This window comes from Antrihabitans stalagmiti, from assembly GCF_016482825.1.
Lineage (GTDB): Bacteria > Actinomycetota > Actinomycetes > Mycobacteriales > Mycobacteriaceae > Antrihabitans > Antrihabitans stalagmiti.
Genome location: NZ_JAEMNV010000003.1, coordinates 534,598 through 556,550, shown reverse-complemented (window position 1 = coordinate 556,550; position 21,953 = coordinate 534,598). Strand labels below are relative to the sequence as shown.

General features: G+C 63.6%; 19 protein-coding genes and 1 tRNA gene. 10 read left to right on the top strand and 10 right to left on the bottom strand.

Annotated features, from left to right (window positions below; translation table 11 throughout):
• Positions 1-17 precede the first annotated feature (17 nt).
• Entirely contained in the window at positions 18-497 is a 480-nt protein-coding gene (locus tag JGU71_RS11305) for a YybH family protein (protein WP_199704220.1), read from the bottom strand.
• Positions 494-1,852 carry a carotenoid oxygenase family protein gene (locus JGU71_RS11300; RefSeq protein WP_199704561.1) on the bottom strand — a complete coding sequence of 453 codons (1,359 nt, stop codon included), beginning with the start codon at positions 1,850-1,852 and terminating at the stop codon, positions 494-496. The genes JGU71_RS11305 and JGU71_RS11300 overlap by 4 nt, the downstream gene beginning before the upstream one ends.
• 181 nt (positions 1,853-2,033) lie before the next feature.
• Between JGU71_RS11300 and JGU71_RS11295 the strand changes: the two genes are divergently transcribed.
• Together JGU71_RS11295 and JGU71_RS11290 are read left to right on the top strand one after the other, a co-directional pair.
• Entirely contained in the window at positions 2,034-3,296 is a 1,263-nt protein-coding gene (locus tag JGU71_RS11295; RefSeq protein WP_199704560.1) for a pyridoxal phosphate-dependent aminotransferase, read from the top strand.
• Positions 3,297-3,611: 315 nt separating this feature from the next.
• Complete coding sequence (locus JGU71_RS11290; protein WP_199704219.1) at positions 3,612-4,961, top strand: YibE/F family protein; 1,350 nt, start codon at positions 3,612-3,614, stop codon at positions 4,959-4,961.
• A 70-nt stretch (positions 4,962-5,031) separates the two neighbouring features.
• Here JGU71_RS11290 and JGU71_RS11285 read toward each other — a convergent pair whose 3' ends face one another.
• Together JGU71_RS11285 and JGU71_RS11280 are read right to left on the bottom strand one after the other, a co-directional pair.
• Entirely contained in the window at positions 5,032-6,348 is a 1,317-nt protein-coding gene (locus tag JGU71_RS11285; protein ID WP_199704218.1) for a DUF7159 family protein, read from the bottom strand.
• 185 nt (positions 6,349-6,533) lie between these two features.
• Entirely contained in the window at positions 6,534-7,850 is a 1,317-nt protein-coding gene (locus JGU71_RS11280) for a UDP-glucose dehydrogenase family protein (RefSeq protein ID WP_199704217.1), read from the bottom strand.
• A 135-nt stretch (positions 7,851-7,985) separates the two neighbouring features.
• Between JGU71_RS11280 and JGU71_RS11275 the strand changes: the two genes are divergently transcribed.
• The gene (locus JGU71_RS11275; RefSeq protein ID WP_199704216.1) at positions 7,986-8,546 is read left to right on the top strand and encodes a YdcF family protein; all 561 of its coding nucleotides are present in this window, start codon (positions 7,986-7,988) and stop codon (positions 8,544-8,546) included.
• Positions 8,547-8,626: 80 nt separating this feature from the next.
• On the opposite strand, the gene JGU71_RS11270 is transcribed toward JGU71_RS11275, so the two are convergent.
• Positions 8,627-10,138 carry a sugar transferase gene (locus JGU71_RS11270; RefSeq protein WP_199704215.1) on the bottom strand — a complete coding sequence of 504 codons (1,512 nt, stop codon included), beginning with the start codon at positions 10,136-10,138 and terminating at the stop codon, positions 8,627-8,629.
• 176 nt (positions 10,139-10,314) lie between these two features.
• Positions 10,315-10,893 carry a dCTP deaminase gene (dcd, locus tag JGU71_RS11265; RefSeq protein ID WP_199704214.1) on the bottom strand — a complete coding sequence of 193 codons (579 nt, stop codon included), beginning with the start codon at positions 10,891-10,893 and terminating at the stop codon, positions 10,315-10,317.
• An 86-nt stretch (positions 10,894-10,979) separates the two neighbouring features.
• Between dcd and JGU71_RS11260 the strand changes: the two genes are divergently transcribed.
• Positions 10,980-11,053: transfer RNA gene (locus tag JGU71_RS11260), tRNA-Gly, on the top strand.
• Between the two features lie 33 nt (positions 11,054-11,086).
• Here the strand turns inward: JGU71_RS11260 and JGU71_RS11255 are convergent.
• The 3 genes from JGU71_RS11255 to JGU71_RS11245 form a co-directional block, all read right to left on the bottom strand.
• Positions 11,087-12,541, bottom strand: a complete 1,455-nt coding sequence (locus JGU71_RS11255; RefSeq protein ID WP_199704213.1) for an FAD-dependent oxidoreductase — start codon at positions 12,539-12,541, stop codon at positions 11,087-11,089.
• A 22-nt stretch (positions 12,542-12,563) separates the two neighbouring features.
• Positions 12,564-13,037 (bottom strand): hypothetical protein, encoded by a 474-nt coding sequence (locus tag JGU71_RS11250; RefSeq protein WP_199704212.1) that lies wholly within the window; start codon positions 13,035-13,037, stop codon positions 12,564-12,566.
• 278 nt (positions 13,038-13,315) lie between these two features.
• A complete protein-coding gene (locus tag JGU71_RS11245; protein WP_307829597.1) occupies positions 13,316-13,747 on the bottom strand; it encodes a MarR family winged helix-turn-helix transcriptional regulator in 432 nt (143 codons plus the stop codon).
• Positions 13,748-13,828: 81 nt separating this feature from the next.
• Here JGU71_RS11245 and JGU71_RS11240 point away from each other — a divergent pair, with 81 nt between their 5' ends.
• From JGU71_RS11240 to JGU71_RS11230, 3 genes are read left to right on the top strand one after another with little or no spacing between them, the layout of a single operon-like run.
• Positions 13,829-14,455 (top strand): mycothiol-dependent nitroreductase Rv2466c family protein, encoded by a 627-nt coding sequence (locus tag JGU71_RS11240; RefSeq protein WP_199704210.1) that lies wholly within the window; start codon positions 13,829-13,831, stop codon positions 14,453-14,455.
• Between the two features lie 17 nt (positions 14,456-14,472).
• Positions 14,473-15,165, top strand: coding sequence for a maleylpyruvate isomerase family mycothiol-dependent enzyme (locus tag JGU71_RS11235; protein ID WP_199704209.1), 693 nt, complete (start codon positions 14,473-14,475; stop codon positions 15,163-15,165).
• A 53-nt stretch (positions 15,166-15,218) separates the two neighbouring features.
• Positions 15,219-16,700 (top strand): ArnT family glycosyltransferase, encoded by a 1,482-nt coding sequence (locus JGU71_RS11230; protein WP_307829596.1) that lies wholly within the window; start codon positions 15,219-15,221, stop codon positions 16,698-16,700.
• Between the two features lie 42 nt (positions 16,701-16,742).
• Here the strand turns inward: JGU71_RS11230 and JGU71_RS11225 are convergent, their stop codons facing one another.
• On the bottom strand, positions 16,743-17,564 hold the full coding sequence (locus tag JGU71_RS11225) for an IclR family transcriptional regulator domain-containing protein (protein ID WP_307829595.1): 822 nt from the start codon (positions 17,562-17,564) through the stop codon (positions 16,743-16,745).
• Positions 17,565-17,844: 280 nt separating this feature from the next.
• Between JGU71_RS11225 and JGU71_RS11220 the strand changes: the two genes are divergently transcribed.
• From JGU71_RS11220 to JGU71_RS11210, 3 genes are read left to right on the top strand one after another with little or no spacing between them, the layout of a single operon-like run.
• Positions 17,845-19,437 carry a bifunctional 3-(3-hydroxy-phenyl)propionate/3-hydroxycinnamic acid hydroxylase gene (locus JGU71_RS11220; RefSeq protein ID WP_199704208.1) on the top strand — a complete coding sequence of 531 codons (1,593 nt, stop codon included), beginning with the start codon at positions 17,845-17,847 and terminating at the stop codon, positions 19,435-19,437.
• A 3-nt stretch (positions 19,438-19,440) separates the two neighbouring features.
• Positions 19,441-20,610 carry an alpha/beta hydrolase family protein gene (locus tag JGU71_RS11215; protein WP_199704207.1) on the top strand — a complete coding sequence of 390 codons (1,170 nt, stop codon included), beginning with the start codon at positions 19,441-19,443 and terminating at the stop codon, positions 20,608-20,610.
• Positions 20,565-21,932 carry an amidohydrolase family protein gene (locus tag JGU71_RS11210; protein WP_199704206.1) on the top strand — a complete coding sequence of 456 codons (1,368 nt, stop codon included), beginning with the start codon at positions 20,565-20,567 and terminating at the stop codon, positions 21,930-21,932. The genes JGU71_RS11215 and JGU71_RS11210 overlap by 46 nt, the downstream gene beginning before the upstream one ends.
• Positions 21,933-21,953: the final 21 nt, after the last annotated feature.

The following is a 21,953-nucleotide window of genomic DNA, read 5'->3' as shown; positions in this document are numbered from 1 at the left end:
GCGAACTCGACGATGATTCAGAGCGGATACGCGTGCGAAACGTGAATTTTCCAGCGACCGTCATCCTGGCGTCGGAATACGTCCAAACCGTTTTCTTCGACCGTCTCGAGCACTGCCCCTGCGGTGTCGCGCACGGTGAGGGTCCAGATCAACTGCACCGTCGCAAGGTCTCCGTCGACAAGTACTTCGCGGATGTCCGGCGGTCCGTAGGTGAAGACCCGCTCCTGATTCCCGAGGACACCTTGCATCTGTGTGCAGAACGCGTCGTAGTCGCGGTCGGCGCTGTCGGGATAGATGACGCTTACATCCGGAGCGAACAGATCACAGACGGCGGCCACATCCCTAGCATTGAAAGCCTCCGGCCACGCGTTCAACGCCTCGGTTATCGCAGCGACGTCCGCGTCGACAGATGGTTCGGAATCGCCGGAGTCCGAGTTCCCGCAACCGGTCAGCAGCAACACAGCGACCGCGCCGATCGCGGGCAACCAACGGATCATGCGGGTAGCCACGCGCCGTGCAGACCGGACGGGACGCGAATAGGCAAGCGCACCTTCGCGAGCGGGCCCGAACTCGGATCCGATGCGGGCAAGATGTAGAACCAGGACGACAGGTCCGTCTTATCGGTGCCGATAGTGCCCCAGTAGTTTGCTTCGGCACCAGGCATGAAGATCGGTTCGCCGATGGCAATGGCGTCTCCCGGACTCCACTGTGTCTCCGCGCTTCTCGTCATGTCGAAGAAGTAAACGGCATTCATCGCGCCGTCGCGGACGCCGGTCTTGCCGAGGGTTGCGATGGTGCCGTGGTCCTCGGTGAGGAGGCGGTCGTCGACCCGCGGAAACTCGACATCGCGATCGGACACGACGGTCCGCGTCACGTGGCCGGTTTCGGGATCGATCACCGCACGGACCAAACCGCCGTCGCAGGGGGTGCCGGTATCGGCGAAGCCGCTGGGATAGGACCACTGTGCGTAGTCGATGCAGACCTTCCCATCGGGTAGGTCGAACCCGTTTGCGAAGTGCCACACCCAGAATGCGTCGTCGCTTGCCCATCGCACCGCGCCGCCGTCACGTGGGATGAGTGCGATCCGCGTGCCGAGCTGTGGTCGCCAATCGAGCACCGAACCACCGGTCATCGCCGCTGCGATGTCGAACACCAAGGGGCACAACAGAAGCACGATGTAACGCTTGGTGAGCGTCATGTCGTGAATCATCAGGGACTTGTCGACGCCGTCGACCGGTGTCGGCGACCGCAACGCCGTGCCATCGGGCCCGACGACCGACCAGGTCAGGTAGGGGGCATCGAACATGTAGTTGAACAACACCATTTCGCCGGTGTCCGGATCGACCTTCGGATGCGCCGTACTACCGACTGCCATTGCCCCGTCACAACTTTCGCGGCCGAGGGTGGCCAGCGTCGTCGGATCGAGTCGGTACGGTTGATCCGTCTCGGCCATCGCGAGGAGCCTGCCACCGTGGCGGACGACGTTGATATCCGGCAGATCCTTCGAGGTCCACGCCAACTCGCCTGCCTCGTCGGGACCGGGTCGATATAGGTCGGTCACACCCGCCCAGATGGCGTGGCCCGCTTTCTCCTCCTGGATCATCTGCCTGGTCCGGACGAACCGATTGGTGTAGCGCGCTGTGCCGTCGACCAACTCGACGCGATGGATCATGCCGTCACCATCGAGCGGATAGATGTATGAACCGATCGGATCGAAGCGCGGATTCGGTCCGTTGCGGAGGTAGGCGCCGTGCAGATCCTTCGGGATCTCGCCGATGACGTCGAGGCCACGCACGTCAACTTCCTCGCGCTGCGGGGCGAAGATGCCGCTGAGATGTGCGTGGTGCACCATGTCGACGGGCGCGGGACGGGGAATGCGAGTGGACTCGGTAGTACTCACGGTGCACCTGCCAGAACGGGGCTCGGGCGCAGGTTCTCCGTACCCGGGCTGAGGTGAATTGGGCCGACCGATACAGGACGATAGTCCTTTTGTAGCCCTATCGAACTAAAACAAGTGGACAACCAATGGCACGATAGGTCGCGTGAGCACACCTAGCCATCACCATCATCATCATCCACCGCGAGTTCTCGAGCAGTCGACCAAGCTGCAGAACGTCGTGTACGAGATTCGTGGTCCTGTGCACGCTCACGCAGCACGTTTGGAGGCGGAAGGGCACCGCATCCTCAAACTCAACATCGGCAACCCGGCACCGTTCGGTTTCGATGCGCCCGACGTGATCATGCGCGACATCATCGCCGCGCTCCCCTACGCGCAGGGCTACTCGGAGTCGAAGGGCATTCTCTCGGCTCGTCGTTCCATCGTCACTCGCTACGAGCTGGTCCCCGGTTTCCCAGAAATCGACGTCGACTCCGTCTATCTCGGCAACGGCGTCTCGGAACTGATCACGATCACCATGCAGGCATTGCTGGACAACGGCGACGAGATTCTGATTCCGGCGCCCGACTATCCGCTGTGGACCGCGATGACGAGCCTCGCCGGCGGCACACCCGTTCACTACCTCTGTGACGAGACCAACGGCTGGCAGCCCGACATCGCCGATCTCGAATCGAAGATCACCCCGAAAACCAAAGCGTTGCTTGTGATCAACCCGAACAACCCGACCGGTGCGGTCTACTCGGCCGAGGTGCTCACTCAGCTCGTCGACATCGCTCGCCGGCACCAGCTGCTGCTGCTGGCCGACGAGATCTACGACAAGATTCTCTACGACGATTCCAAGCACATCTCGCTCGCGACACTCGCGCCGGATCTGCTGTGCCTCACCTACAACGGGTTGTCGAAGGCATACCGCGTCGCCGGCTACCGATCTGGTTGGCTCGCCATCACCGGACCCAAGGAGCATGCGGCCGGTTTCCTCGAGGGCATCGACCTGTTGGCGTCGTCGCGGCTGTGCCCGAATGTGCCTGCCCAACATGCGATCCAGGTTGCCCTCGGCGGCCACCAGAGCATCGAAGACCTGATCCTGCCCGGCGGTCGGCTGCTGGAGCAGCGTGATGTCGCGTGGGAGAAACTCAACTCGATTCCTGGTGTGTCATGTGTGAAGCCGAAGGGCGCGCTGTATGCCTTCCCGCGGTTGGACCCCGAGGTGCACGAGATCCACAACGACGAGAAGCTCGTGCAGGATCTGCTGCTGCAGGAAAAGATCCTGGTGGTCCAGGGCACCGGATTTAACTGGCCTGCCCACGACCACTTGCGAATCGTGACGCTGCCGTGGGCTCGCGACCTCGCTGTGGCCATCGAGCGTTTCGGCAACTTTTTGGCGAGTTACTCGCAGTGAACGGCGTCCGAAACGGACTGGACGAGCTGTTTGCGAGACAGAAACCCGGAAACGCGCTCGGACTCGCCGCGTAATCAAACCCACGCAGCAAAACCGGTCGTCGATCCTGTACATTGGAGCACGGCACCATGGGTGCCGGTTCTGGCCGCCCACCCCCCCTGGGCCGCCCGGACCGGGTGGCGGGGACATCCCCCCCTGCTCTCCGCCACCCCCTAAACTTTCGTTTACGACACCACCGCCACGGCTCAGCCTGGCGGTGGTTTTCGTTCACTACGCTTGCACGGTGCATGCAGACATACGAGCCGAGTTCCGTCGATGAGCGGACACGGCCACGGCCACAGTCACGACAGCGGTCCGCTGGCGATCGGCGACACCGCCAGGAAGATCGTCATCGGCCTGCTCGTCGCCATCGGAGTCGCCGTCGTAGTCGGCGCCGTCGTCCTATGGCCGAGCAAGCAGAACGTCGACATACCGCTCCCCTTCCAGACCGCAGGCGGCACCGCGTTCGAAACCGAGGCCGGCACCGTCACAGAACAGAAGATCGGTCCGTGCGGCAGCGCCTCGATGGGCCAGGTCTTCGCGGGCGATCCGGCCCCCGCTGCGGACTCGCCGCTGAAATGTCAGCTCACGGTCGTCAGCATCGACTCCGGACCGAACTCCGGCACCAACACACTCCTCGAGGTTCAGGGCGACCCGAACCGCATGGACGCGTTCGTCCTCGGACCCGGACAGCCCGACCTCAGCGTCGGCGACAAGATCCGGCTCGTCCGAAGCATCGACCCACTGTCGGGCTCGGTGATGTACGGCTTCAACGACTTTGCACGAGGTTTCCCGCTGACCATCATCGCGCTGGTCTTCGTGATCGTCGTCGTTGCGGTCGCGCGTTGGCGTGGCTTACGGGCCGTCGTCGGACTGATATTCGCGTTCGCCGTACTCGTGATCTTCCTGCTGCCTGCGTTGCTGGACGGCAAACCCGCCATACCCGTCGCTCTCGTCGCGGGAGCGCTGATTCTCTACGCGGTCCTCTACTTGGCGCACGGGCTCAATCTGCGGACCAGTTCCGCGTTGCTCGGAACGTTGGCGTCGATGGTCCTTGCGGCGGTGCTCTCCTATCTCGCCATCGAGGTCACTCAGTTGACCGGACTGTCCGAGGAGCAGAACACCAACGTTCAGGTGTATCTGCAACACGTCAGCATCACGGGACTTCTGCTCGCGGGCTTCATCATCGGGTCGCTCGGTGTGCTCAACGACGTGACGATCACGCAGGCGTCCGCTGTTTTCGAGTTGGCTGCGCTCGACGAGGGTGCGTCGCGTCGGGACATCTTCACCTCGGCGATGCGGGTCGGCCGCGATCACATCGCCAGCACCGTCTACACACTCGTTCTCGCCTACGCCGGCGGTGCGTTGCCGCTGCTGCTGTTGTTCAGCGTCGCCGGTCGCTCGATCCAGGACGTGCTCACCGGTGATGCCGTTGCGATCGAAATCGCCCGCTCGGCGGTCGGTGGCGTCGCGTTGTCGTTGTCGGTCCCGCTTACGACGGGCATCGCTGTGCTGCTGGCGCGGCCACTGGCCAGAAGGACGGGTCCGGCGATGGCTGGAACAGCATCGATTCCAAAGACGACAATCCCGAAGTCCAAGCCGGGATCAGGTCGACATTCGAAGTAGGCGGCTACGCCGCTCGTGAGTCTTTTCGGAGGGCCCGACCACCGAAAGGACTCACGAGCCGCGGAGCGGCCTAAGGAATCGGGAACGGCAGCGGCGGTATCTGCGGCATCTGGAACGGCGGTGGCGGCGGCAACGTCGGAATCAGGATCGGCGGCAACCCCGGAATCTCGATCGACGGCGGTGGCGGCGGCGGAGGTGGCGGCGGTGGGCCTTCCTCCTGCTGGAACACCGGTGGTGCTTCGACGGTCGTCGTGGTCGTCGGCGGAAGGGTCGTAGCGATCGGCGCGACCGCGTTGGACGGCTCGAGTGTGGTGGTGCGAGGAGGCGTCGTCGGTAACGTCGTTGTCGGACCGCCGTCGTTGGATCCTGGTTCGAGCATCTGACTGCCGTAGCCGAGTGCGAGGCCGATGGCTGCAATTACTGCCAACGAGCTTGCGGCTAGACCTGCGCCACTGATTTCCCGCTTGCGACCCGGCTTCGCTGGCGCAGTCAGCCACACCGGCGCAGTGGGAAGATCGTCGCGTCGATCGGCTACCGGCCGTGCCAACAACGCTGCGCCGCGTGCCGATACGGATTCCGGCGACTCGGGCACGATGACGGGCACATGCAACCAGCGGTGCAGAACCTCACGAACCAGTGGAATTCGAGCACCGCCGCCAATGACGACGATCGCCTGCACGTGCCGATCCGACCGCATGATGACATCGCGCGTCATGCGGGCCGACGATTCGACAGCGAGCGTGACGAGAGCTTCGAAATTGTCACGCGTCAGCAGGACGAGGCCACCGTTGGACGGGATTGCAACCGCGGTGCTTTCGGAGAGCTGCTCCTTCGCGTCCTTGCACAGGACATCGAGGGCAGCGAACTCGACGGGCGACTGCGGCGCATCCGTACGACCCGATGCGATCTGCTGCTCGCGAATCAGCGAATCGAAGTAGTCGCCGCTGATTTCGCTTGTTCGTTCCGCGTACCGAACGTCCCCGCGATCGGTGTCGACGATCGTGATCGACAATCCCGAACTACCGAGGTCGTACACCGCGACGGTCGAGAAACCTTGAATGTCGCCGGTCGAACGAAGAAACTCCAGTGACGCCGCGATTTCGGGCACCAGCTGATAGTTGCCGAGCCGCTGCGTCGCCATAGCAGCGCGCAAGCCTTTGGCCTGCTGCTCGCTGCGGTAAGCAATGCCGGTTGCGTCGATCGGACCACCTGATTCGAGCGCAACGCCGATGGACTCTGCAGTCAGTTCTTCGGCACGCAAACGACCGACATCCACGGCTTGCAAAGCAAAGCCGTCGTAGCGCCCTTTCCCGACCGAGGGGTCGGAAAAGGGTCGTGCCATACGAATGGCACCCGCCCCCACCGATACCCCTAGAACCGAGCTCATCAATCGCCTTTTCTGGTCCGCGAACGCCTGACGGTCGAGCCCCCGATTGCCGACCAATCCATTGATCATCCTAGCCGGAGTCAGCTAGCTAGATAACGTTGCGATCTCGCTATGGTCTCGCTCACGGATCGAGCAAGCGTTTCGCGAAGTGTAGACGGAGGCAGGGTACTTACCAAGCGCTAATTTCAGGGCCGACCCAGGCCGCGGTAGGTCCAACCCGCCGATCGCCACACGTCGGGACGAAGGCAATTACGTCCGTCGATGATCGATTTTCCCCTGACGACCGGCTCGAGGTCTTCCGGGCGGAGTGCGACGAATTCGGCCCATTCCGTCAACACGAGGACGACGTCGGCTCGATCACACGCTTCTTCCACCGACGTCGCATAGTTGAGGGTCGGGAAAACACGTCGAGAATTTTCCAGCGCCTTCGGATCGAAAACGCTGACGACCGCGCCGTGCAGTTGGATCATGCCCGCAACGTTGAGTGCAGGAGAGTCTCGTACGTCGTCGGAATCCGGCTTGAACGCTGCCCCGAGAACCGCGACGTTCGCACCGAGCAGCGATCCACCGACCGCTGACGTCGCCAACTCGACCATCTTGGTCCGCCTGCGCATATTGATGTTGTCGACTTCCCGCAGGAACGTCAGCGCGTGGTCGGCGCCAAGTTCACCCGCCCGCGCCATAAACGCCCTGATGTCCTTCGGCAGGCAACCACCTCCGAAACCGAGGCCCGCATTGAGGAACCTGCGCCCGATCCTCGCGTCGTAGCCGAGTGCGTCGGCCAACTGCGTCACGTCGGCGCCGGTGGCCTCGCACACCTCGGACACTGCGTTGATAAATGAGATCTTCGTCGCAAGGAAGGCATTCGCGGAGACCTTGACCAGTTCGGCCGTCGCAAGGTCGGTCAGCAGGAACGGCACCTCGTTGTCGATGAGGTCCGCGTACAACTCGCGCAGCAGCGCCTCCGCCCGCCCAGGACGGTTCGGATCGATCCCGACTACGAGGCGGTCCGGCCGCAGCGTGTCCTCGACAGCGAAACCTTCACGAAGAAATTCTGGGTTCCAGACGACCTCTACATCTGTCCGGGCGAGTGTGGCAGCACGGTTGCCCAACTCCGCGGCTGTGCCGACGGGAACCGTCGACTTTCCGACGATCACCGACGGACGATCGAGCAATGGCACGAGCGTGTCGACAACCGAATGCACATGACGCAGGTCAGCGCCGTATTCGCCCTTCTTCTGCGGCGTACCGACGCCGAGGAAGTGCAGATCCGCGAACGTTGCCGCCTCGTCGTAGGACGTCGTGAACCGCAGCCGGCCTGCGTCGAGATTCCTTTTCAGGACATCGGAGAGCCCTGGTTCGTAGAACGGCACCTCGCCCGCCGACAGTTTGGCCACCTTGCCGGGGTCGATATCCACACCGAGAACGTCGTGGCCGAGTTCGGCCATACACGCGGCGTGGGTCGCACCCAGATATCCGGTTCCGAACACTGTGCATCGCATACCCGATTGGTAATCGGCGCCGGTTAGCGGACTGCATCGACGAGGGAAGTGTCGGGTCAACAGGAGGTGTACAAGGCGCGTAGCTGCCCGAGTTGTTTCAGGATTCACTCAGGAGACGCCAATACGATGCCGGGCATGACGATTCCGACCTCGACTCGACGCCTGCGCCGACGCCTCGGCGTTGCGCTGTTGGTCGCCGTTCTCGGGGTCACGGGTTTCGTGGTCGCCCTGTGGCCCGTATACGTCGACCCGATCGTCGACGAACCCGAACGCGCCGACGCGATCGTGGTGCTCGGCGGGGCGCACGATGGGCGCGAGGAGCTCGCAATCCGCCTGGCATCGCAGGGCTACGCACCGCAGGTTGTGTTTTCCAATCCGTACGGCTCTTCCAGACGAATGCAGCGGCTCTGCTACGGCGAGTACACCTTCAAAGTCAGCTGCTTCGAGCCCGATCCGGCCACGACGCGAGGCGAGGGTCGCGAAATTCGGCGACTTGCTGCTGAGCAGGGCTGGACGCGCGTCATCGTCGTGACGTTCACGCCGCACATTTCTCGATCGCGGTACATCATCGGCAAATGTTTCGACGGCGAGTTGCTTATGGTGCCGAGTCGCCCGGCGTTAGGGAAGATCGACTGGGCTTGGAACTACGTCTACCAATCGTTCGGCTACGCGCGCGCACTGTTCGAGAACTGCTGAGGGTCCAAACGAAGAATCCTGAAGGACCACCCCCCGACTTATCGGGCGTCGTCCTCCAGGATCTCCGCGTAGCGAACTTTTCAGTACGCTCCGTCTGATCGCGCCACCGCGCTGAGGGTCTTCTTGATGATGAGCAGGTCCTGCATCATCGACCAGTTCTCGACGTAGGAGACGTCGAGGCGAACGCTCTCGTCCCACGACAGATCCGATCGGCCGCTGACCTGCCACAAACCGGTGACCCCGGGGCGAACGAGGAGCCTGCGGCGAACGTTGCCGTCGTACTCCTCTACTTCACGACGTAGCGGGGGGCGCGGGCCGACGACGCTCATCTCGCCCTTGAGGACGTTGATGAACTGCGGCAACTCATCGAGACTGAACCGACGCAGGACCTTGCCTACCTTGGTGACACGCGGATCGTCGCGCATCTTGAACAGCAGCCCCGCGCCCTCGTTCATGGCGACCAGCGCGTCGAGGTGCTTGTCAGCGTCGACGAACATGCTGCGGAACTTGATCATCTCGAACGGCTTGCCGTCGATCCCCATCCGCTCCGACTTGTAGAACACAGGGCCACGGCTCGTCACTTTCACGGCCAGCGCGGCCGCGAGCATGACAGGTGCGATGGCAATCAGCGCGCAGAGCGCGAAACAGAAGTCGAACGCGGTCTTGCCGAACGACTTGGCGCGGTCGAACTGTGGCTTCTCGACATGCACGAGCGGCATATTGGCAACAGGTCGGATTTCGATGCGCTGGCCGGCTACGTCGACGACACCCGCTGTGACAACAAGGTCGACACCGAGCGGTTCCAACTCCCAGACCATGTCCCGGATGCGGTCTGCGCCGAGCCGCTCGGTGGCGGCCACTGCAACCGTGTCGGCCCCGGTCAGTTTGACTGCCTCGACTACGGACATCGCGTCGTCGATGACCGGTATCTCGAGGCCCTCGACCTCGAAGGTCGGCTTGTCGCCGAAGCGTCGAGACGGAGTGCAGACACCGACGACTCGGTAGCCCGACGTGGTGTCACGGGCGAAGGATGCTGTCATCGCCTTTGCCGCATCGCGACCGCCGACGACGAGAACGGAAGTGAGGTAGTTCCCGGCACGTCGCTGGGCCACTGCATATCGCCGCCAACCGCGTCGGCTGAGCATCAAGCCGATCAAGCCCGCGGGCAGTGCGATGGCGAGGTAACCGCGGGCGAGGTCAACACGCATGACAAGCGAGACGATCGCGATGAGGCCGAACAGCTTGAGCGTCGACGACGCAATGCGACGGTATTCCTCGGGACCGCTGCCGATGACTCGCGGCGAGCGGGTGTTGGAGACCGACAGGAAAGCGAGCCAGACCGCCGCGATGGCGACGGAGACCGAGGCGTAGCCGATCTCGGTATTTCGAACCCAGGCCAAAGTGCCCTCGTCGCCGATGCCGCCGAAGCGCACGACCTGCGCCACAGCTACCGCGCCGCAAACAATCATCGTGTCCGTGATCCGCAGACGCCGGGCGTACTCGCCCTGCCAGCGTTCGCGGTCGGAATTGGGAAACGACTGCGTTCGAGCAGCCACATCGACGGCTTGATCACCTCGACCTAGAAAACTCATAACCGACGCACCCACCTCAGGGAGTCCAATGTTTGGATTCAGCCGACCCCCCCGCGGACGTCAGGGTTTGAATACTAGGTGGTTGTACGCACTTACGGTAGGTCAAACAGCGAATTTACATACTTCTAGTTTGTTTCTGACGCCGTTACAGACTGCCGGGCCCGCATTCTGGACAGCTACCTGCCAGCACCGGTTTCGAAGTTGAGGTACGCCTTGGACGGCGTCGGACCACGTTGACCCTGATACTTGGAACCAACGGTCGCACTTCCGTACGGATTCTCCGCCGGACTCGATAGCCGGATCAAGCACAGCTGGCCGATCTTCATACCTGGCCACAGCGTTATCGGCAGGTTAGCTACGTTCGACAACTCCAACGTGATGTGTCCGCTGAAGCCCGGGTCGATGAAGCCTGCCGTGGAGTGCGTCAGGAGACCGAGCCGGCCGAGGCTCGACTTACCTTCCAGCCGACCGGCGAGGTCGTCGGGGAACGTGCACAGCTCCAACGTCGACCCGAGCACGAACTCACCCGGATGCAACACGAACGGCTCACCCTCGGCAGGTTCGACGAGCGTTGTGAGTTCGTCCTGCCGCTGCGCCGGATCGATATGGGTATAGCGCGTGTTGTTGAAAACCCGGAACATGCCGTCCAACCGCACGTCCACACTCGACGGCTGAACGAGGTCGTCCCTGAACGGGTCGAGCCCGAGTCGACCGGCAGAAATCTCGGCCCTGATATCGCGATCTGAGAGCAGCACGACATGAGGCTATCCGGTTCACCACACCGCCCGAGCAGTACCCATCGACGCTGCTAAAGTGGGCGCTCGCGGGGCTTGCTCCGCACGCCGATGTAGTTCAATGGCAGAACGGCAGCTTCCCAAGCTGCACACGCGGGTTCGATTCCCGTCATCGGCTCCATCCACCCGCAGGTCATGCGCACGACGCCATAGCTCAGCTGGTGTGTCCAGGTAGCGGGCCGCACCGAACCTCGAATCTTTCACGCAGCGTGTCGAGCGTGCGGCGATGGTGCTCACGCTTTCTGCGGTGTCCGATCATGAACCGTGCCGTCTGAACCATCCGCCGCGGCAACGGGAACCACCGATCGAGGTCGAACCCGAGGTCAAGCAACGCCTTCGTCGGCACGTTGTCGATCACCAGGCTCATATTGTGCTGGCCGAGCGACATCATCGCAGGCCAGAGTGCTGCCTTTGACTTCTGCCTGAGGTCGACCAGATCGAGCTCGTACAGGTGGGCATCTCGTATCTTGTCCGCGAACAGCAGGTGAGTGGTGAGGAAGCCCATCCACGAGGAGAGCGGGAAGGTCGCGGACCGCGGCTGTATCGAGATCACCCTGCCGCTGCGGGAGGCATACGGCTCGTACGGCCTGTCGCGGAAGAGATAACCCGTGCAGTTCACTATCCAGCTGCCCGGTTCGATCGTTCTGGTGGCCCCGCTGCGGAACAGGATTTCGGTGGCGCCGTCGCGATCGAGGACATCTGCGACGTGGTCCATCGCCACCTCGCTCAGTCCGGCGGCAATCCGGTGACTCTCACCTTCGGACATGGAGGCACCGTTGAAGCTGCCGGGCGCAGGTGTCGACCACGTGCCCCAATGCGTCCGCCACCAATCGCCGACTTCGGACTCGTTGGTCCCGTCGAAGCGCATGGCGACTTCCTCGGTGATACTCGTCGCGAGCCTGCCACTCGTCCATCGTTGCGCTCCCGTGGGAAAACAACGGTCGCGATTCAGGAACCACGTACCTGAACCGGCGACGAGGTTCACCTTCCGTCCGGGGTATTCCTGGATCAGCGCGTCGACCGTGTCCATGCCGGTTTTTCCGCCGCCGACGACCCAGATCGGCGCGTCGCTCGAGCGCATCGCATCTCCGCGCATATCCCAGTCGTCCGGCGATACGGAGCGGACACGAGAGCTCGAAAGTGCCAGTGGGCTATTCGGTACGACTCCGTAACCGTCGGCGTTGATCAGCCTGTCCGCCTCGATCACCATCTGTCGCGCGTCGTCGGATCTGCACGTTATCCGTGCGATCTGATCGGTCTCGTCGTAGGAATCCACCGTCCACCCGAAGAACTCCTCGACGCGTACGCGGCGCTTGATCACATCGAGACAGTGCTCGAAGTGACCGAGCACTTCGTTCCGGTTTGCCAGATGTGGGCGGTCCTCGCCGAGAGTCCATTTGATGTTGCCTGCCGTGAACAGACGATGCGGCTGGTGCAAACGCACATAGGGGTACGTGTCGAGCCACATGCCCCCGGAACGTTTCCTGCGGTCGATCAAGACGACAGTCTGGTCGCGGGACAGGTAGCGACTGGCGACGAACAACGCATTGATTCCCGCGAGGCCCGCACCAACAATGGCGACGTCGCAGCGCACTACATCGACCGACATTCGACCTCCGAATTTGTGGGCTTCACACTGACGCTGCAAGGACGTCGACCGCGATCATCGAGCCGAGCGAGACGGCGATGACGATGGCTGCGGCCAGGAATTCGATTCGCACCCTTGGCATCTCGTCCGGCGGTGCGAATATCCGTTTCGGCCACACCCACCATGACTGGTAGACGAATGTGGCGCACGCGACGAGAAACAGCACAAGCTTCACGCACATCAGAACGATCCACTCGGCACTGGGCCCAGGGGTGATCAATGCCCTGGTCACAGCGAGCCCTGTGCCGGTGACGGCAATTACGGCGATCGTCTGAAGGGCCATCTTTCGTGCACCGTGGGCTATCTGCTGAAAGATGTCCTCGACAGCGTCCGGCTCGGCCGACCGGAGCTGGAAACGCTGCACAAAGATGATGGAATACATCATTATGCCGAACCAGGCAGACAACATCACGGCCTGCGACACCGCGAAAATTCGCATCAGAGTCGTTAACGTCATTGCAAGAAACCTACCTTCTGCCATGCCAGCCATGGTCGGAATTGCTTTGCCCAGACTGGGGTTCCACGAGCCGTGCATCCCACCGAACACGGGGATGGCCGCGATGATCTCGTCGTCACACGAAAACCTTCGCAGGATCGACTGTCGACTGCCATCGGACTTCGGTTGGTGGGCGACGTTCGCCGAAGTTATGCGCTCATTCCGCACCGCTGGCGCGCGGTAGCTTTCGTTTCTGCTCAATTCCGATCAGGACAATTTGGCACCCGACGATCCACTCGTCAGTAGGGATCGGTGATCTCGCGCAGCATTGTGAGTGCTTCTCGCAGCTGTTTCATTCGGCGAACGCCGATGTGTGCGGTCCAGTCAGCGTCGATTCGAGCCTCTTCTGCGCGTGCGATCGGCAGGAGGTCTTTGCCGAATTCGGTTATCTGGACGAGCCGTGCTCGTCCATCGGTGGGGTCGGGGACCCGCTCGGCGTAACCGGCTTTCTCGAGCTGATCGACGAGAAATGTCGCAGTCTGTTTGGCGACCTGTGCCTGCTCGGCGAGCTCGTTCAGTCGTGTTCCGTTCGGGCCTATTCGTGCGCCTAGACGGGCCTGGGCCATGGTGATCTCGGTGAATCCGGCACGGTGCAGCGCCTCGAGGATTCTTTTCTCCGCCGCACGGTGCGCGATGAACATCAGGACGCCGATATGAAGCTCCTCGGTCACATACACCCCTTGCGATAGTCCCATACCCGAACTAAACTAGTACCAGCATGGTACTACTTCCGTGACTCGGGCTGGTGCACGATGACGAACGACGAATCTATTGCTGTGGACTTCCACTTCGATCCCGTCTGCCCTTACGCCTGGATTGCGTCGAGGTGGCTGCTCGAAGTCGACGCGCAACGGACCATCCAGTTGCACTTCCATGTGATGAGTCTGAAGTTCTTGAACCAGGACCGCGTCGTCGACCCCTGGTACTCAGCCAATGTCGAGCGAACAGCCGGGCCATCACGGGTTGCGAGCGCCGTCGCGGTCCATTTCGGCGAGAAGGTACTAGGCGATTTCTATACTGCGTTCGGGGATGCGATATTCGACTACTGGCGATATCCCGATCCAGCAGAACTCGAGGCAGCAGTCGAATCCGCCCTACGCCACACAGGTCTGCCGAAATCGCTTGCAAGCGCCGCGAACTCGTCGGAGTACGACAGCTTTCTACGCCGAAGCCACGACGCGGCGGTTGGTTCTGTCGGCCGTGAGGTCGGGACTCCGGTGATCAGCATCGAGGGCGCAGCGTTCTTTGGGCCGGTGCTCAATTCGATCCCCCGCGGAGTCGACGCACTACGCGTATTCGACGGCGCGCGGCTATTGGCCGGCTTTCCGAATTTTTTCGAACTCAAACGAACGCGGGTCAGTCCCCCGGTATTCGAATGAACGAGTTGGAGAAGCCAATGATCGAGAACGACGTATGGGCTGCGATAGACGTGACGCGGACCCGCACAGCCGACCTGCTGGAACAGCTGTCCGAGGACGAATGGCGTCGAGCGTCGTTGTGCGAGGGCTGGACCGTCCGCGACGTGGCCGCACACCTGACGCTGCAAGAGCTGACATTGGGGGCTGCGATCGCGACCGCCTTCCGGCACCCCGGAGGCGTGAATCGCATCATCCGAGAATCGTCGCGACGCCGAGCCGCATTGCCGACGGAGGTGTTGATCGCGCAGATCCGGGCGACCGTCGGGCATCGGCGACACAACGTCGGAGTGACGTTTCAGGAGACCCTGATCGACAACCTCGTCCACGGACAGGACATCGCGATTCCGCTCGGCCGCCAGCTCGAGATGCCAACTGCTGCAGCGGCTGTCGCCGCTTCGCGCGTGTGGGCGTGCCGCGGCACAGGTAAGGCGAAGGTATTCGACAGCCTGCCGCTCGGCGGGTATCGCTTCACCGCCACCGACACGGAGTGGAGTGCCGGCGACGGGCCAGAGCTCACCGGCCCCATCAGCGCACTCTTGCTAGTGCTCACCGGTCGGCCTGCTGGGCTTGGGCAACTGACGGGAGCGGGGGTGGAGGCGCTGACTGCGACCGTGCCGGCGCGCCACGACCGAACGCCACTTGGCCGACGTGGCGCGGATCGCCGGAAATAGCGTCAATCCCCGTTGCTCGACCGACCCCGTGCACGGGCCCGCAGAATGTCTGCGTGGACCTTTCTCGGGTGGCCTGGCGGCCGCTGGCTCTGCTGAGCAGCGGTCTCGCCGCCTTCGTGCTGATCTTCAGCGGCCGGTACGGACCGCACCGCGACGAGCTGTACTTCGTCACCGCTGGGCAGCACCTGGCTTGGGGCTACGTGGATCAGCCGGCCTTCACTCCGCTGGTCGCCCGGGTGGTCAGCACGCTGTTCGGCGACGCACTGGTCGCCTGGCGGTTTCCGTCCGCCCTGGCCGCCGGCGCGGTGGTGCTGCTCACCGGACTGATCGCCCGCCGACTCGGCGGTGACCGGTCCGCTCAGTTGTTGGCGGGATCCGCGATGGCAGTCTCGGCATTCCTGCTGATCGTCGGTCACATGCTGAGCACAGCCACCTTCGACCTGCTGTTCTGGACCCTGATCAGCTTCCTGGTGGTGCGTCAGCTCCAGGGTGCCGACCCGCGTGGTTGGCTGCTCGTCGGGCTGGTGACCGGCATCGCCTTGCACAACAAAACGCTTATCGCCGCGCTGATCGCAGCCCTGCTGCTCGGACTGCTGGCGGTCGGGCCACGGTCGGTCCTGCGGTCCGGCTGGTTGTGGGCGGGCGCAGGCATCGCGGCGCTGGTCTGGCTACCGAACCTCGCCTGGCAAGCCAGCAACGGCTGGCCGCAGCTCAGCCTGGCCCGAGCGATCGCAGACGGTAGCTCAGGCTCGTCCCAGCCGTGGTGGCTGTTTCTCCCGATGCAGCTGGTACTGATCAGCCCGGTGTTGGTGGCGATGTGGGTACCGGGGCTGGTCCGGATGTGGCGCGCGGTCGAGCTGCGTCCGGTTCGCTGCTTCGCCGTGGCCTACGTCGTGCTGGCAGTGGTATTTCTGGTCACCGGGGGCAAGCCCTACTACTTGGCCGGCCTGTTTCCGGTGCTGCTGGCGGCCGGCGCCCCGCTCGTCGTCGACTGGCTCCGGCGCCGGTCCGATGCCCGGGCCTGGGTGTCCGGTGGGTTGGGTCTGTCACTGCTGTTCAACGCGGTGTTGATGCTGCCGGTGCTGCCCGTTCGGGTGCTGGCCGACACCCCGGTCGTCGACGTCAACTACGACGCCGGGGAGACCGTGGGCTGGCCTGCCTTCGCCGATACCGTGGCCGGCGTATTCGCGGGTGTGTCACGGGCCGAACAGACCCGGACGGTGGTGGTCACCGAGAACTACGGCCAGGCCGGAGCCATCGACCGGTACGGCCCGGAGCGGGGACTGTCCAAGGCCTACAGCGGCCACAACGCCTACTTCGACTGGGGTCCGCCGCCCGACACCTCGGGGCCGTTCGTGGTGATCGGGTTCGACGAGGACTTTCTGCGGACGGTGTTCGCTGACGTCAGCGCGGCCGCGACGATCGACAACGGCGTCGGGGTCGACAACGACGAGCAAGGCACGCCGGTCTGGATAACCCGGGACCCGCGCGGTCCCTGGGCCGCGATCTGGCCGAGCTTCCGTCGCCTCGGCTAAGACGGTGACGCCGGTGCGGAACGTCGCGGCAAGGGCGCCTGGTCAGCCGACCTCTCGCCTCGCGGTCCGCGGAGCGGGTTCGATGGGCCGCGATTGCCATGCCGCCCAGTCGGCGCTCGCGGCAGCGGCCGCGTCGAGCAGTAGCGGTAGATATTCCTGAGTGAGGGTTTCGACCGACGTTTCGGCTGCGTGGACGGTGACGTTCATAGCCGCGCGGACCACGCCTCGGCCGTCACGGACGGGAACCGCGATGGACCGGATTCCGGGCGCGAGATCTTGATCCGCCAATGCCCATCCGCGCGTTCGCGTTTCGGCGAGGATGTCATCGATCTGATTCGGCGCGAAGGTGGCGACGGGCAGTCCGGAACGGCTGGGTTCGGCCAATACTTCGAGTACCTTTTCCGCGTTCAATGCCGCGAGCAGCACCTTGCCCTGAGATGTCACGAGGGCGGGGAACCTGGTCCCGATGTCGACCCGAAGGGCGATCAGTTTCGGTACGGCGACGCGCGCGACGTAGACGATATCGGAGCCGTCGAGTTGGGCCATCGAGGACGATTCGCCGGTGTGGGCGACCAACTGTTCCATGTGTGGGCGGGCCATGTCCCAGAGGTTCAGTGCGCCGACGTAGGCCATGCCGAGTTCGAGAACTCGCGGCGTGAGCGTGTAGCCGGCATGGCCGGCGCGGACGTAGCCGAGCTCTTCGAGCGTCAGCAGAATCCGGCGCGCGGTCGGACGCGCCAAATCGGTCTCCTTGGCGACGTCGCTGAGCGACATCGCCGGGCGATCGACAGAGAAGCTGCGCAATACGTGCAGGCCTCGCGCCAGCGCCTCGATGAAGTCCGGCCCCTGCCCTCGCTCGGCCACGAATTCTCCTTTGTGTGCGGGTACGCGCTGCCGGTGGCCGACACCACCTGACTCGATGATCTCTCATCACTCGCTCGCGCCAAGAAATGCGGCACCACCAATTTCTCCACTATGACGCTTGACACTTCTAAGCGATCGAGGCATTCTTAGACTACAGCAACGGACAAGCGTCCGCCAGACGGACAATACCTTCTCGAACAGCACTTTTGCCGTGAATACGGCAATCACCCCGCGGTATTCGGCCCGGAAGGTGAAGATCCTCGAAAGGAACCACTCAGCGATGAAAACCTACGACGTTGTCGTCATCGGTTTCGGGCCTGTGGGCCAGATGGTGTGCGCTCAACTCGGCCAAGCCGGCCACTCGGTCGCCGCCTTCGAATCCCACGCGACGCTCTATGGGCTCTCGCGTGCCGGACACATGGACGACGAGATCGTGCGCACGCTGCAGAAGATCGGCGTCGACGAGGAGTTCAAGACCGATGCGGTGCCGTGGGACATGTACGACATGCGCACCAAAGCCTTCGGCGGGGATCTGCTGCTGCGCCTGGACTGGAGTCAGATCGGCCCGCACGGCCATCGCGGACACTGGATCTTCTACCAGAACTACCTCGAGCTTGCGATGAACGGCGCTGTAAGCGCGACGGGCAACGTCGACGTCACGATGGCCACCCGCGCAGTCGATTTCGAGCAGGACGACGAGGGCGTCACCGTCACCCTCGAGAACCGGCAGAGCCGGGAACGCACCCAGGTCCGTGCGAAGTACCTCATTGCTGCAGACGGTGCGAACAGTTCGGTCCGAGAACAACTCGGCATCCAGACCTGGGTCGGGAACTGCGACTACGAGCAACTCGTGGTCGACACCAAAGAGAAGCACAAGTTGAATTTCGAGTTCGACAACGGTCAGTTCGCCGACCCCGCTCGTCCCGGCTGCCTGTTCCAGCTCGGTGCCACCCACCACCGCTGGGAATGGACGCTGCTGCCCGGCGAGACGCCCGAGGACTTCACTGAGGAACGCGTCTGGGAACTGCTTTCCCCCTGGGTCGGCCCCGACGACGTCGAGATCCTGCGGCGCCCGGTGTATCGCTTTCGCGAAGTCGTCGCCGAGCACTGGCAAGACGGCCGAGTTTTCCTGGCCGGCGACGCTGCACACGTGTTGTGGCCCTTCGCCGGTGAAGGGATGTGTAACGGCATCCGCGATGCCTCCGCGCTCGCCTGGCGACTGAATCTGGTGCTTCGCGGCCAAGCCTCGTCACAGATCCTCGACAGCTACACCGCCGACCGCAAACCGAACTTCGTCGCCTGGATGCATTTGTCTCGCGAAATCGGATTGCCCTGCGTGATAACCGATCCCGGAATCGCCGCGATGCGCGACCAGGGCATGAAGGCCGCACTGACAGACCCGTCGCTGATTCCGCCGATGCCCGAAATTCCCGGCCCGACCGCCTTCGCGCGACCCGACGATCCGACCGCAGGAGCCATCGCCCACCAAGGCAACGTGGCGGTCGACGGAAAAACCGGATTGTTCGACGACCTCGTCGGCACCGGCTGGGTCCTGCTCACCACCGACCCGGACGCGTTCGCCGCCTTGACCGACCAGCAACGCGATCTGATCAACCGCATCGGAATCGTGACCGCACACGTCGGCGCACCCGGCTCCGGTGCCCCGATCGCAGATGTCGACGGCACCTACGCGGCGTGGCTGGGCTCATTGGGTCGCTCGACCGTCCTCATCCGACCGGACTTCTGGCTCTTCGGCAGCGTCAGCAACGCCGCCGACGCAGGCGACCTGCTCGATTCATTCGCCGCAGGGTTGGCCGGACGCTTCCCGACACCGGCCCGCGTGCCACAACCCGACGAGTTCGCCGAAGTCTGACCGATGACACAGACGACGCAAACCACACCAGACACCGAGACGCCACCACCGTGGCAAGCCGAAGTCGCCGCGCACAAACGCGCGATGCCGATGCAGCGGTTGATCGGCAACGGCATGGACTACGCCGAGGTCGTGGAGCTCTACGCCCTGGCTGACTCCGGTGTGCCGTGGGCCGTCGCCGCAGCACGTATCGGTACACGCATCGCCGACACCGCCCACGCCGCTCTGAGGGCCGGACACCGCGTCACCGCCCACAGCGACTATCTACGGGCGAGTGCCTGCTTTCGGGTCGGACAGGTACCGCTGCCGGACTCCGATCCCCGCAAGAAGTCGATGTACCACAAGCTAATCGAGTTCTACGGGGCGGCAGGCGATCTCACCGACCCCGCGGTCGAGCACGTCGAAATCCCGTATCAGGGTGGGCACCTGTGTGGGTGGTTGTTGCGCCCACCCGGGGTCACCGCGCCCCCGGTGGTGATCGTGATGGGCGGTTTCGACGGGTGGCGCGAGGAGTACCACGTCGGCGCCACCTATCTGCTCGATCGCGGTGTCGCGGCCTTTCTCGTGGACGGGCCCGGCCAAGGCGAAACCCGGATCCTGCACGGTCTGCACCTGACACCCGATGTGCCGAAAGCGTTTTCGGCAATGGTCGATCACCTCTACGCCGACGATCGGCTTGCCGATCGGGTCGGGATCTGGGGCAACAGCATGGGCGGCTTCCTCGCCGCGCTGACCGCCGCCACGGACGACCGGATCGACGCCTGCTGCGTCAACGGCGGCACCGTACGCCCGGCGGAGATTCTGAACCGCTACCGCCGCTTCATCACCAAGGTGCAGGCACTCCTCGGGATCGACGACCCGATCCACGCCAAAACGGTGATGGACAGCTTCGTGTTGACCGACGACACGCTTGCGTCGCTGCATTGCCCGCTGCACGTCATGCACGGCACACCTGACCAGATTTTTCTGATCGAGAACGCACGTGCCCTGTTCGAACGCGCAGCCTCGACCGACAAGACGTGGAGCGAATTTCCTGACGGCGATCACTGCATCTACAACCACTCCCACGACAAACACACCCGCATCGCCGACTGGTTCGCCGACCGACTCACCGAAGGACACCCGCGATGGCCACCGCCCTCCGCACCGATATTCCTCAGGGCCGCATCCTGATTCGTGGCGCGCACCTGTTGACCCAAGACGACCGACTCGGCGACCTGTTCGGCGACGTCCTCATCGACGACGGACGCATCCTCGCCGTCGGACCCGCGCTGGACCCGACCGGCGCCACTGTCATCGACGGCACCAACCGGGCCGTGCTGCCCGGATTCGTAGACACTCACCGCCACACCTGGCAGGGCGCGATCCGCCAAGTCGGAACGGGCTGGGACTTCCCCAAATATCGCCAACACATCCAGCTCACCTGGGGACCGCAGTTCTCCCCCGACGACGTCTACATCGGCAACCTCACCGGCGCCCTCGGCGCGCTCGATGCCGGCATCACCACCCTCCGCGACGAATCCCACATCCAGAACAGTCCCGAACACACCGACGCCGCGATCGCCGCGCTGCGCGACTCTGGTATCCGTGGCGTGTTCGCGTTCGGCTGGCCCTCGATCGACTCCAACAAATGGATGCTGCGCGGGGAAGCCACCCATCCCGAAGACATCCGCCGCGTCCGCGCCGAGGTCCTCGCCGACGACGACGCCCTGGTCACACTGCAGGCGATGCTGCGCGGACCAGAACTGTCCACCCTCGAGGTCACCACCCAAGACCTCGCCCTCGCCCGTGAACTGGCAATCCGTTCCAGCATGCACGTCGGCAACGGTCCATGGGGTCCGCAGTTCCACGGCATCGGATCCCTCGGCGACGCCGGACTGCTCGGCGAAGATCTGCTGTTCATTCACTGCTGCACCAGCGACGACGACGAACTGAAAATGCTCGCCGACACCGGCGGCCACGCCTCGGTCTCCGCCGCAGTGGAAGCGGTCCTGCCCGGCCTCGGCGCACCCGCCACCGGACGCCTGCTCGCGGCAGGTATCCGGCCAAGCCTCAGCATCGACACGGAAGCCTCCGTCGCCGGCGACATGTTCAACGTCATGCGCGCCGCGCTGCTCGCCCAGAACGTCGGCATCAGCATCGCGCCCGACACCTACGAATCGCTACCGGCGTTCACCCCCGCCGACCTGCTCGCGATGGCCACCATCGAAGGAGCACGCGCATCCGGCTTGGACGACAAGACCGGCTCCATCACCGTCGGCAAGGACGCCGACCTCATAGTTCTCCGGCTCGACGACGCAAACCTGTTGCCCGCCAACGACATCGCAGCCAGCATCGTCGGCGCCGGGCACCCCGGAAATATAGACACCGTCCTCGTCGCCGGACAAGTCCGCAAGCACCGCGGCCGCCTTGTGGGCATCGACATCGACGACATCCGCCGCCGCGCCGAAGCGTCGCGCGACCGACTGTTCAGCTTCGACCTCGTCGACGGCTGACCCGCACCCGCGCAATCGTTC